Genomic DNA, 11758 nt, shown 5'->3' with positions numbered 1-11758 from the left:
AAAACGCGCATCCACTTCATGACCATCCCGCAAGCCTCTCCAGACCTCGCCAGCCTGCGCGTCCAGATCGACAACATCGACCAGCAACTGCTGACGCTGCTGAACCAACGCGCCCTGGTGGCAGAGCGGGTCGGCGAGATCAAGAAACGCGAAGGCACTCCGTTTTTCCGGCCGGACCGCGTGGCCCAAGTCATCGAGAAAATCCAGACCGCCAACCCGGGGCCGCTGAAGGGCCCCCACGTGGCGGCGATCTGGCGCGAGATCATGTCTGCATGCCTCGCACTGGAGTCCCCGCAGCGGGTCGCCGTGCTGGGGCCTGCTGGCACTTTCTGCGAGCAGGCGGCGGTCGAGTTTTTCGGCGGTGCAGCCGACCTGATGTATTGCGCCAACTTCGATGAGGTGTTCCACGCGACCGCTGCGGGGAGCGCACAGTACGGCGTGGTGGGTGTGGAGAACTCCGTGGAAGGCGTGGTCACCCGCTCACTCGATTTGTTCCTGCACACCCCGTGCCATGTGGTCGGTGAAGTCAGTCTCCTGGTGCGGCACAACCTGATGAGGCAATTCGATTCGCTGGAGGGCATCGAAGCCGTGCTGGCGCACCCGCAAGCACTCGCGCAATGCCAGGGGTGGCTGTCCAAGCACCTGCCCCATGTGGAACGGCGCCCCGTGTCCAGCAATGCGGAGGGCGCACGGCTTGCCGCGACGAATCCCGCGTGGGCCGGCATTGCCAGCGAGCGCGCCGCCACGCAGTTCGGCCTGCATCTGGTCGCCCACGCCATTCAGGACGACGCGTACAACCGGACGCGCTTCGCGATCATCTGCCTGCCGCACACGCTGCAGACGCCTCCGCCGTCGAGCAAGGACTGCACCAGCCTCGTGATTTCCGTCCCCAACCGGCCTGGTGCGGTTCACGACCTGCTGGTGCCGCTCAAGACCCATGGCGTGTCGATGACGCGTTTCGAGTCTCGGCCGGCCCGCACAGGGCAGTGGGAGTATTACTTCTACATCGATCTGGACGGCCACCCTTCCCTGCCGCACGTGGCACGCGCCCTCGAAGAACTGCGGGCGTTGTGCGCGTTCTACAAAGTGCTGGGCACTTACCCGGTAGCGCCATGAGCGACTCGGCCATGTTCGAACAATTGGGATTGATCGGCTGCGGCCTCATGGGCGGCTCTTTCGCTCTGGCCATGAAAAAGGCCGGCCTCGTCAAACGCGTGGTCGGCTACAGCAAATCACCATCCACCACCGACCGAGCCCGCCAGATGGGCGTGATCGACGTCGAGGCACCTTCGGCCTTGCTTGCGGTGGCGGGTGCCGACATCGTGCTGGTGGCCGTCCCTGTCGCCGCCACCGAAGCCACCCTCAAGGCCATCAAACACCTTGTCACGCCACAGATGCTGATCATGGACGTGGGCTCTACGAAGGCCGATGTGGTGCAGGCAGCGCGCCGTGCATTGCGCGACCAGGTGGGGTCGTTCGTTCCCGCGCATCCCATCACCGGGCGGGAGGTGTCGGGGGTGGAATATGCGGAAGCTGAGTTGTACAGCGGGCGCCAGGTCATCCTCACCCCGACCGAACGGACACTGACGGTTCACCTGCAAAAAGCCGAAGAAGTTTGGCGCGCGCTGGGCTGCCGGGTACAGAGCATGTCTCCGGAAGCACACGATGCCGCCTTCGCATCGGTCAGCCATCTGCCCCATCTGCTGGCGTTCGCGATGATGAACAGCATCACGTCACAAGACCATGGCGATATGTTCCTCTCCCTGGCCGGCCCCGGATTCCGCGACTTCACACGCATCGCAGCGAGCGATCCGAAGGTGTGGCGAGACATCCTGCTGTCCAACCGGGACGAGCTTCTGGCGCAGTCACGGCTGTTTCAACAGGCAGTGCAACAACTGGAGCACGCCATGCAGCAGGGCAACGCGCAGGCGTTGGAAGACCTGATCACGCTCGCCAGCGAAACCCGCGCGCATTGGCGCATGGGCGCGCAGCGCACACCGACCGACTCCTGATGTTCAGCACCGCGTTCCTCGATCTTCCGTCCCTTTCCAATGCGGGCGGCACCATCCAGCTGCCAGGCTCCAAGAGCATTTCCAACCGGGTTTTGCTGCTGGCCGCGCTGAGCGAAGGCACGACCGAAATCCACGACCTCCTGGCGTCGGACGACACCCGGGTGATGCTCGACGCATTGCGCCAGCTGGGCTGTGCGGTGGAGGAGCATGGCAAAGTCGTGCGCATCACCGGCCTGGGCGCGCGTGCTCCGCTGGCGCCAGCCGCTCTCTTTCTGGGCAATGCCGGCACGGCGATGCGCCCGTTGACGGCGGCACTGGCTTTGCTGGGCGGGGAGTTCGAACTGTCCGGCGTTCCGCGCATGCACGAGCGCCCCATCGGCGATCTGGTGGATGCCCTTCGCCAACTCGGATGCCAAATCGACTATCTGGGCAATGATGGGTTTCCACCCCTGCGCATCGCGCACGCTCGATGCGTGCCCGCACTGTCGCTGAATGATCCGATTCCCGTGCGTGGTGATGTATCGAGCCAGTTTTTGACAGCCTTGCTGATGGCTCTGCCGCTGGCAGCCGCGCGGCAAGACATCGTGATCCAGGTGGTTGGCGAGCTGATTTCACGGCCCTATATCCACATCACGCTGCAATTGCTGTCCCGCTTCGGCATTGAGGTGGAGCATGACCAGTGGCAACGATTCACCATCCGGGCCGGAAGCCGGTACCGTTCGCCAGGCAGCATCCACGTCGAAGCCGATGCCTCGTCGGCCAGTTACTTCGTGGCCTTGGGGGCCATTGGCGGCTTGGGCGACCAGCCCGGCGATGGCGTTCGCATTCTGGGCGTGGGGCAAAACTCCATCCAGGGCGATATCCGGTTCATTGAGGCCGCCCAGGCCATGGGCGCAGACGTTTCGGGGGGCGACAACTGGCTGCAGATCCGCCGTGGGGCCTGGCCGCTCAAGGCCATCGACCTCGATTGCAATCACATTCCGGACGCCGCCATGACGCTGGCGGTGATGGCCCTGTACGCGAAAGGCAAGACCACACTGCGCAACATTGCCAGTTGGCGCGTGAAAGAAACCGACCGTCTTGCCGCGATGGCAACCGAGCTGCGAAAGCTCGGCGCATCCGTGGAAGAAGGTGCGGATTTTCTGAAGGTCACGCCCCCGCCAGAGCCTGCCGACTGGCGAGCGGCCAGCATCCATACCTATGACGACCATCGCGTGGCCATGTGCTTCTCGCTGGCTGCATTCAACCCGGCAGGTGTTCCCGTACGCATCGAAGATCCGAAGTGCGTAGCCAAGACATTTCCGGATTATTTCGAAGCGCTGTTTTCAGTCACGCAGACACCGACCGCGCGCATTCCGGTCATCTGTGTCGATGGCCCCACGGCCTCCGGCAAAGGCACGGTGGCGGCGGCGGTGGCCCAGCGCCTGGGCTACCGGTTTCTGGATTCCGGCGCCATGTACCGAATCACGGCGCTGGCATCGCTGCGTGCCGGACTGCAGATCGATGCAGCCCATGAGCCGCAGATCGCCTTGCTGGCGCGCGGGCTGCCGGTGCGTTTCGAGGGCGGGCGGATCTGGCTGGGTGCCGACGATGTGACCGACTCCATCCGCACCGAAGAAGCCGGAATGAACGCTTCGCGCGTGTCGGCGCTGCCCAGCGTGCGAGAGGCTTTGGTGGCACTTCAGCACAGCTTTCGACGGCTTCCAGGGCTGGTGGCCGATGGCCGCGACATGGGCACGGTGATCTTCCCTCAAGCCACTTTGAAGGTGTATCTGACGGCCAGCGCGGCATGCCGCGCAGAACGCCGGCATAAACAGTTGATTTCAAAGGGGATTTCGGCTAGCATCGCGGATCTTCGCGCCGATTTGGAGGCACGCGACGCCCGGGACAGCTCCCGCAGCGTGGCGCCCTTGAAACCAGCGCAGGATGCCCTGATTCTGGACAACTCCTCGCTCACGGTCGATGCGGCCGTCGAACAAGTGCTTGCCTGGTGGCAGGAACGCCAGCCCTTCGCCACCTAGGCACGGGGTTGCAAAAAACCGGTGGCCAACTGCCCCGGACAGGCCCGCACGGTCCCCCACGCGCAACAGCGCCAGACCATGCGGCTCTACAACCTAACCGCGGTTTTGCCGCAAAAAACCTCCGCAGGCAGCTATAAAAACGATGGCAATGGTGCTGTCGGAACCTTGTTTGCGGCTTTAGGAAATACATGTCTGAATCTTTTGCCGCCCTTTTTGAAGAGTCTTTGACGCGCACCGAAATGCGCCCAGGCGAAGTCATCACCGCCGAAGTCGTGCGCGTGGAACACAACTTCGTCGTGGTGAACGCTGGCCTCAAGTCCGAAGCCTACGTCCCCCTGGAAGAGTTCAAGAACGACAAGGGCGAAGTCGAAGTCCAAGTAGGCGATTTCGTCTCCGTGGCCATCGGCTCGATCGAAAACGGTTACGGCGACACCATCCTGTCGCGTGACACCGCCAAGCGCTTGGCTTCATGGCTGGCGCTGGAAAAGGCCCTGGAATCCGGCGAATTCGTCACCGGCACGACCAGCGGCAAGGTCAAGGGCGGCCTGACGGTGCTGGTCAACGGCATCCGCGCCTTCCTGCCAGGTTCGCTGATCGACACGCGTCCGATCAAGGACCTGACGCCTTACGAAAACAAGACCCTGGAATTCAAGGTCATCAAGCTCGACCGCAAGCGCAACAACGTGGTGCTGAGCCGCCGCGCCGTGGTGGAAGCCTCGATGGGCGAAGAGCGCGCCAAGCTGATGGAAACCCTCAAGGAAGGCTCCATCGTTCAAGGCGTGGTCAAGAACATCACCGAATACGGTGCGTTCGTGGACCTGGGCGGTATCGACGGCCTGCTGCACATCACCGACATGGCATGGCGCCGTGTTCGCCACCCTTCGGAAGTGGTGACGGCTGGTCAGGAAATCACGGCCAAGATCCTCAAGTTCGACACCGAAAAGAACCGCGTGTCCCTGGGCCTCAAGCAAATGGGCGACGACCCATGGATGGGTGTGTCGCGCCGCTACCCTTCGAGCACCCGCCTGTTCGGCAAGGTCACGAACATTGCCGACTACGGCGCATTCGTGGAACTGGAACCCGGCATCGAAGGCCTGGTGCACGTTTCCGAAATGGACTGGACGAACAAGAACATCGCTCCTTCCAAGCTCGTTTCGCTGGGTGACGAAGTCGAAGTCATGGTCCTCGAGATCGACGAAGACAAGCGCCGCATCAGCCTGGGCATGAAGCAGTGCAAGGCCAACCCATGGCAGGAGTTCGCGCAGAACACCAAGCGTGGCGACCGCGTCAAGGGCCCGATCAAGTCGATCACCGACTTCGGCGTGTTCGTGGGTCTGGCTGCCGGCATCGACGGCCTGGTGCACTTGTCCGACCTGTCGTGGAACGAAACCGGCGAAGCTGCCGTTCGCAACTACAAGAAGGGCCAGGAAGTCGAAGCGATCGTGCTGGCCGTGGACGTGGACCGCGAACGCATCTCGCTGGGGATCAAGCAGCTCGACGGCGACCCATTCACGACGTTCGTGACGGTCAACGACAAGGGCCAGACGGTGACCGGCAAGGTCAAGACGGTGGACGCCCGTGGCGCTGAAATCGACCTCGGCGAAGACATCATCGGCTACCTGCGTGCTTCGGAAATCTCGCGCGACCGCGTGGAAGATGCCCGCAACGTGCTGAAGGAAGGCGACGAAGTCACGGCCGTGGTGGTGAACGTGGATCGCAAGACCCGCAACATCCAGCTGTCGATCAAGCAAAAGGACATGGCCGACGAGCAAGGCGCCATGGCCAACCTGAGCCAACAGTCGAGCCGCGAAAGCGCCGGCACCACCAGCCTGGGCGCACTGCTGCGCGCCAAGCTGGACAACTCGGACAAATAAGCCGAGGCACAATCGACGACCGCTTCGGCGGTTGTGAATGGCGGGCGCCTCGTGCGCCCGCTTCTTTTTGTTCTGTTACCCCGGTTGCAAAGACAAGACTCCATGACCCGATCAGACCTCGTTGAAGAACTGGCCGCACGGTTCAGCCAGCTCACCCAGCGCGATGCCGAGTACGCCGTCAAGACCATTCTGGACGCCGTGGGGGATGCACTCGTGCGCGGGCACCGCATCGAGATCCGGGGTTTTGGCAGCTTCTCGGTCAACCGTCGCCCTCCCCGCATGGGGCGCAATCCCCGCAGCGGCGAAGCGGTGGCGATTCCGGAAAAGCGCGTGCCGCATTTCAAGCCTGGCAAGGCGCTGCGCGAAGCGGTGGACCAGCGCACGGTCGAAATGGGCATCGTGGATGCCCCCAAGGACAAGCATCAAAATTGATAGCTATCAGCGCTTGGCGGTCAAGCGCTGAAGGCCAATGCAGGGGTATCGCTTCAATCGGCAGACGGGCCATGGCGTGCCCGTAGAATGCCCCCACACCACCGGGGAGACGCATGAAATACCTCCTGTGGCTGCTCAAGGCAGCCATTTTTTTTACCCTTTTCGCTTTCGCGCTGAACAACCAGCAAGACGCCACCGTGCATTTCTTCTTCGGCACGCACTGGAGCGCACCTCTGGTGCTCGTGGTGCTGACCGCGTTCGCAGCAGGCGTCGTGGTCGGGGTGCTGGGCATGGTGCCCCGCTGGTGGAAGCACCGTAGCGCGGCCCGGCGAGCCCAGGCCGCCGTGCTGCCGGGCGAGCCCGCATCGGCCACGCCAGTCACCGCTCCGGCCGTTCCAGACCTGCAACAACAACCGCCCTCCATCCATGGAATTTGATCTCAGCTGGCTGTTGCTGGGGCTGCCCCTGGCGTTCGTGCTGGGGTGGTTCGCCTCCCGCTTCGACCTGCGGCAATTGCGGGAAGAAAACCGCCGCGCCCCCAAGGCTTACTTCAAGGGCTTGAACTTTCTGCTCAACGAGCAGCAAGACCAGGCCATCGATGCGTTCATCGAGGCCGTACAGAACGATCCGGACACCTCCGAATTGCATTTCGCGCTGGGCAATCTCTTTCGCCGCCGGGGCGAGTACAACCGCGCCGTGCGGGTACACGAGCATTTGCTGTCACGGGGCGATCTGAGCCGCACGGACCGCGACCGCGCCCAGCATGCGCTGGCGCTGGACTTTCTCAAGGCCGGGCTGCTCGACCGCGCCGAAGACGCGCTGCGCCTTCTGGAAAACACGCCGTTCGAGAGCCAGTCGCGCCTGGCCCTTCTGGCCATCTACGAGCGCTCCCGCGACTGGCCGCAGGCGGCGGCCATCGCCCGCAAGATGCATGGCTCGCACCAGGGCGACTTCAGCACGCGGCAGGCGCATTATCTGTGCGAGCAGGCCGTGGCCCGCGCGGCCCAGGGCGATCAGGAAGCGGCGCAAGCGCAGCTCGAAGAAGCCGTGGCTGCCGCGCCCCATGCCCCGCGGCCGCGCATCGAACTCGCCCGCCTGCACCATCGATGCGGCCGGCAGGAGCAAGCGTTTTCCACGCTGCTGGAGTTGTCCCGTGAATCGCCCGGCGCCCTGCCCCTGGCTGCTCCGCTGCTCGTCGAGGTCGGCACCGCCACCGGCCGGGCAGAGGAAACGTACCGGTTGCTGCTGGCGCATTACGAACGCGCTCCGTCTCTCGACATGCTGGAAGCCATCGTCTCGATGGACAGCGCGTCTGGCGATCCCTCCAGGCCCGGGCCGCAGTGGTATGTGCGCCATCTGGACAAGGAGCCGTCGCTGGTGGCCGCCTCCAAATGGCTGGCGCAGGAAACCCTGCAGCACGAAGAATTCCACCCCCAGGTGCAAAAGGCACTGGACCAGGCGACCAAGCCCCTCACCCGATACCGCTGTGCGGCCTGCGGTTTCGAGGCACGCCAGCACTTCTGGCAGTGCCCCGGTTGCCAGACCTGGGACAGCTATCCCGCGCGGCGCGTGGAAGAGCTGTGAGAGCGCTGGCGCAGCCGGCCGACGCGCGCAGGCATCCGTCGCAACCGCATCACAAGGCACCTTCGCGTTGGCGCCGGATGAGGGCCTGGGTGGCACTGGTGGCCGTCTCTGCTTGCACGCTGGCATCGGCCGCCACCGAGGTCAACACGGCTTCCGTAGCCGACCTGGACGGCGTGAAGGGCATCGGCCCGGCGCTGTCGGCCAGGATTTTGAAGGCGCGGGAAACGGGTTCTTTCCAGAGCTGGGCAGATCTTTTCGGGCGGGTGCAGGGCATGGGCAAGGCATCCGCGGCCCGGCTTTCGGCGGAAGGACTCACCGTGAATGGCGCCGCGTTCGGTGATGCGCCGGCCTCGGCCGCACCGCAGGCGCTCGCGCGGCCCGCGTCCGGCGCCTCGCGTTAAAGGGCGCACCGATTGCGTGCCGGCGGCGCGTCCAATCTCCGGGGCGTGCTAGGGTATTCATAGCAAGTCCTGAAAGGCTTGCCCGTAGAATCGTCCGGGCATGCCCCTGATCCTTCTCGTCCTCCTTCCCTTCATCGGCAGCCTCCTGGCGGCGGTGCTGCCGACGAATGCGCGCAACACCGAGTCCACGCTCGCTGGCGCGATCGCGCTGTTCTGCGCGGTGCAAGCGGCCCTGTACTTTCCGGAAATCGCGGCGGGCGGGGTGCTGAGGCAGGAAATTCCGTGGCTGCCGGCCCTGGGCCTGAATCTGGTGATCCGCATGGACGGATTCGCATGGATGTTCTGCATGCTGATCCTCGGGATCGGCTCGCTGGTGGTGCTCTATGCCCGCTACTACATGTCTCCAGCCGACCCGGTGCCGCGCTTCTTCTCTTTCTTTCTCGCGTTCATGGGGGCGATGACCGGCGTGGTGCTGTCGGGCAACATCATCCAGCTGGCTTTCTTCTGGGAACTCACCAGCCTCTTTTCCTTCTTGCTGATCGGCTACTGGTACCACCGCCAGGACGCCCGCAGGGGCGCCCGCATGGCGCTCACGGTAACGGGAACCGGCGGGTTGTGCATGCTGGCGGGCATGCTGGTGATCGGGCACATCGTGGGCAGCTACGACCTCGATCACGTCCTGGCCGCTGGCGAGCAGATCCGCAACCACCCCTGGTACCTGACGGCCCTGGTGCTGGTGCTGCTGGGCGCGCTGACCAAGAGCGCGCAGTTTCCCTTCCACTTCTGGCTGCCCAACGCCATGGCCGCGCCGACGCCCGTGTCGGCCTACCTGCACTCGGCGACCATGGTGAAGGCCGGTGTTTTTCTGATGGCGCGCATGTGGCCCGTGATGGGCGGCACCGAGCCCTGGTTCTGGCTGGTGGGCGGGGCGGGCGTCTGCACGCTGCTGGTGGGTGGCTACGCCGCCATGTTCCAGAACGACCTCAAGGGCTTGCTGGCGTACTCCACGATTTCGCACCTGGGGCTCATCACCCTGCTGCTGGGACTGAACAGCCCGCTGGCGGCGGTGGCGGCGGTGTTCCACATCATGAACCACGCCACCTTCAAGGCTTCGCTCTTCATGGCGGCGGGCATCGTGGACCACGAGAGCGGCACCCGGGACATCCGGCGCCTGTCCGGCCTGCGCACCATGATGCCGGTGACCGCCACGCTGGCCATGGTGGCCAGCGCGGCGATGGCGGGCGTGCCGCTGCTCAACGGGTTCCTGTCCAAGGAAATGTTCTTCGCCGAGACGGTGTTCCTCGACGCTTCGCCGCTGGTCGCCACCGTGCTGCCGATCGCCGCGACACTGGCCGGCATCTTCAGCGTGGCGTATTCGCTGCGCTTCACGATCGACGTGTTCTGGGGGCCGCGCGCCCAGGACCTTCCGCGCCAGCCGCACGAGCCCCCGCACTGGATGCGCGTGCCGGTCGAACTGCTGGTGCTGGCCTGCATGGTGGTGGGCATCTTCCCCGCATGGTCGGTCGGCCGGTACCTGGACGCGGCCGCGCGCCCGGTGGTCGGCGGCGAACTGCCGCAGTTCAGCCTGGCGATCTGGCACGGATTCAACACGCCGTTCATGATGAGCCTGGTCGCGCTGGTGGGCGGCACCGCGCTCTACCTCGTGCTGCGGTGGCAGCGCGCCGCAGGCAACGTGGACGCGCCCCCGCTCATCTACCGCGTGAGCGGGCGGCGGCTGTTCGAGATCGCGCTCACCTGGCTCACGCTGCTGGGCCACAACGGCCGGCGGCTGATGTCCACGCCGCAGCTGCAGTGGCAGATGCTGTGGCTGGTGCTGGCGGCCCTGCTGGGCGCGGCACTGCCGCTGTGGACCCAGGGCCTGCAGCTTGGCGGCCGGGGCACGCTGCCGCTGTCGCCGGCCTTTGTGGTGCTGTGGACCCTGGGCTGCCTTTGCGCCGTGGCGGCCGCATGGCAGGCCAAATACCACCGGCTCGCGGCGCTGACCTTGATGGGCGGCGCCGGGCTGTGCACCTGCATCACCTTCCTGTGGTTCTCCGCCCCCGACCTGGGGCTCACGCAGATCGTGGTGGAGATCGTGACCACGGTGCTGGTGCTGCTGGGCCTGCGCTGGCTGCCCCGGCGCGACGAGCGGCTGCGCGGCGTGGACACCACGCACCCCGGCATCGTGCGGGCCCGGCGGCTGCGCGACATGGCCGTGGCACTGGCGGCCGGCGGCGGCATGGCGTGGCTGGCCTTCACCATGATGAGCCGGCCGTTCCCCGAAAGCACCTCCACCTTCTTCCTGGAACGCGCGCAGACCGAGGGCGGCGGCACCAACGTGGTCAACGTGATGCTGGTGGACTTCCGCGGCTTCGACACCTTCGGCGAGATCGTCGTGCTCGGCATCGTGGCGCTGACGGTGTATGCGCTGCTGCGCCGCTTCCGGCCCGCGCGCGAGACGATGGACCTGCCCGAGCAGCAGCGCAACATGCCGGCCGATCTGCAGACCGACCTGCTCAACCCGCGCAACGCCGCCGACACCGCCGTGGGCTACCTGATGGTGCCGGCCGTGCTGGTGCGGCTGCTGCTGCCGTTCACCGCGCTGGTGTCGTTCTACATGTTCATGCGCGGGCACAACGAGCCGGGCGGCGGCTTCGTGGCCGGGCTGGTGCTGTCGGTGGGACTGCTGCTGCAATACATCATCTCGGGCACGCACTGGGTCGAGGCCCACCTGCCGCTGTACCCGCGCCGCTGGATCGGCGTGGGACTGCTCTTCGCGCTGGGCACCGGCATGGGCGCGCTGGTGCTGGGCTACCCCTTCCTGACCAGCCACACGGCGCATTTCCACCTGCCGGTGATCGGCGAGATCCACATCGCCAGCGCGCTGTTCTTCGACATCGGCGTGTTCACCCTGGTCGTGGGCTCCACGCTGCTGATCTTGACCGCCATCGCCCACCAATCGGTGCGCGGCCACCGCTACCACGCACGACTGGCCGAGGAACGCGAGGCCGAGCAGGCCGCCAACCCCGCCGCCGTGGCCCCCGAAGGAGGAAACCGCTGATGGAAATCGTCCTCGCCATTGCCATCGGCGTGCTCACCGGCTCGGGCGTGTGGCTGCTGCTGCGCCCGCGCACCTTCCAGGTCATCATGGGCCTGGCCCTGCTGTCGTATGCCGTGAATCTGTTCATCTTCAGCATGGGCCGCCTGGGCCTGGCCATCAACAAGGAGCCCGTGCTGCTGGCGGGCGTGCCGAAAGACCTGCAGCACTACGCGGACCCGATGCCCCAGGCGCTGGTGCTGACCGCCATCGTGATCGGCTTCGCCATGACGGCACTGTTCCTGGTGGTGCTGCTGGCATCGCGCGGCATGTCGGGCACCGACCATGTGGACGGCACGCGCTCGCACGACGTGCAGGAGATGCCGTGACCCCGGCC

The 11758-nt window shown here is 65.3% G+C and carries 10 protein-coding genes; all 10 read left to right on the top strand.

Annotation, left to right across the window (positions count from 1 at the left end; all coding sequences use genetic code 11):
• Positions 1–18 precede the first annotated feature (18 nt).
• The 10 genes from pheA to AVHM3334_RS15665 all read left to right on the top strand — a co-directional run bounded on the left by pheA (position 19) and on the right by AVHM3334_RS15665 (position 11750).
• Positions 19–1116 (top strand): prephenate dehydratase, encoded by a 1098-nt coding sequence (gene pheA, locus AVHM3334_RS15710; RefSeq protein WP_284413777.1) that lies wholly within the window; start codon positions 19–21, stop codon positions 1114–1116.
• A gap of 11 nt (positions 1117–1127) precedes the next feature.
• Entirely contained in the window at positions 1128–2012 is an 885-nt protein-coding gene (locus AVHM3334_RS15705) for a prephenate dehydrogenase (RefSeq protein ID WP_284413810.1), read from the top strand.
• Positions 2012–4033 (top strand): bifunctional 3-phosphoshikimate 1-carboxyvinyltransferase/cytidylate kinase, encoded by a 2022-nt coding sequence (locus AVHM3334_RS15700; protein WP_284413775.1) that lies wholly within the window; start codon positions 2012–2014, stop codon positions 4031–4033. The genes AVHM3334_RS15705 and AVHM3334_RS15700 overlap by 1 nt, the downstream gene beginning before the upstream one ends.
• Before the next feature lie 188 nt (positions 4034–4221).
• Positions 4222–5907, top strand: a complete 1686-nt coding sequence (rpsA, locus tag AVHM3334_RS15695) for a 30S ribosomal protein S1 (RefSeq protein ID WP_272547927.1) — start codon at positions 4222–4224, stop codon at positions 5905–5907.
• Positions 5908–5991: 84 nt separating this feature from the next.
• Positions 5992–6339, top strand: coding sequence for an integration host factor subunit beta (locus AVHM3334_RS15690; protein ID WP_284413772.1), 348 nt, complete (start codon positions 5992–5994; stop codon positions 6337–6339).
• A gap of 113 nt (positions 6340–6452) precedes the next feature.
• Entirely contained in the window at positions 6453–6776 is a 324-nt protein-coding gene (locus tag AVHM3334_RS15685) for a LapA family protein (protein ID WP_284413770.1), read from the top strand.
• Positions 6766–7923: a lipopolysaccharide assembly protein LapB gene (gene lapB / locus AVHM3334_RS15680; RefSeq protein WP_284413768.1), complete on the top strand. Its 1158-nt coding sequence runs from the start codon at positions 6766–6768 to the stop codon at positions 7921–7923. Before AVHM3334_RS15685 ends, lapB begins: the two co-directional genes overlap by 11 nt.
• A gap of 89 nt (positions 7924–8012) precedes the next feature.
• Positions 8013–8324 (top strand): ComEA family DNA-binding protein, encoded by a 312-nt coding sequence (locus AVHM3334_RS15675; RefSeq protein ID WP_284413767.1) that lies wholly within the window; start codon positions 8013–8015, stop codon positions 8322–8324.
• A 100-nt stretch (positions 8325–8424) separates the two neighbouring features.
• A complete protein-coding gene (locus AVHM3334_RS15670) occupies positions 8425–11385 on the top strand; it encodes a monovalent cation/H+ antiporter subunit A (RefSeq protein WP_284413765.1) in 2961 nt (986 codons plus the stop codon).
• Positions 11385–11750 carry a Na+/H+ antiporter subunit C gene (locus AVHM3334_RS15665; RefSeq protein ID WP_092739623.1) on the top strand — a complete coding sequence of 122 codons (366 nt, stop codon included), beginning with the start codon at positions 11385–11387 and terminating at the stop codon, positions 11748–11750. Before AVHM3334_RS15670 ends, AVHM3334_RS15665 begins: the two co-directional genes overlap by 1 nt.
• The last annotated feature ends 8 nt before the right edge of the window (positions 11751–11758 follow it).

The organism is Acidovorax sp. SUPP3334 (assembly GCF_030159055.1).
Classification (GTDB): domain Bacteria; phylum Pseudomonadota; class Gammaproteobacteria; order Burkholderiales; family Burkholderiaceae_C; genus Paracidovorax.
Note: the sequence above shows the minus strand (reverse complement) of the source record. Positions and strands in the feature narration are given on the sequence as shown.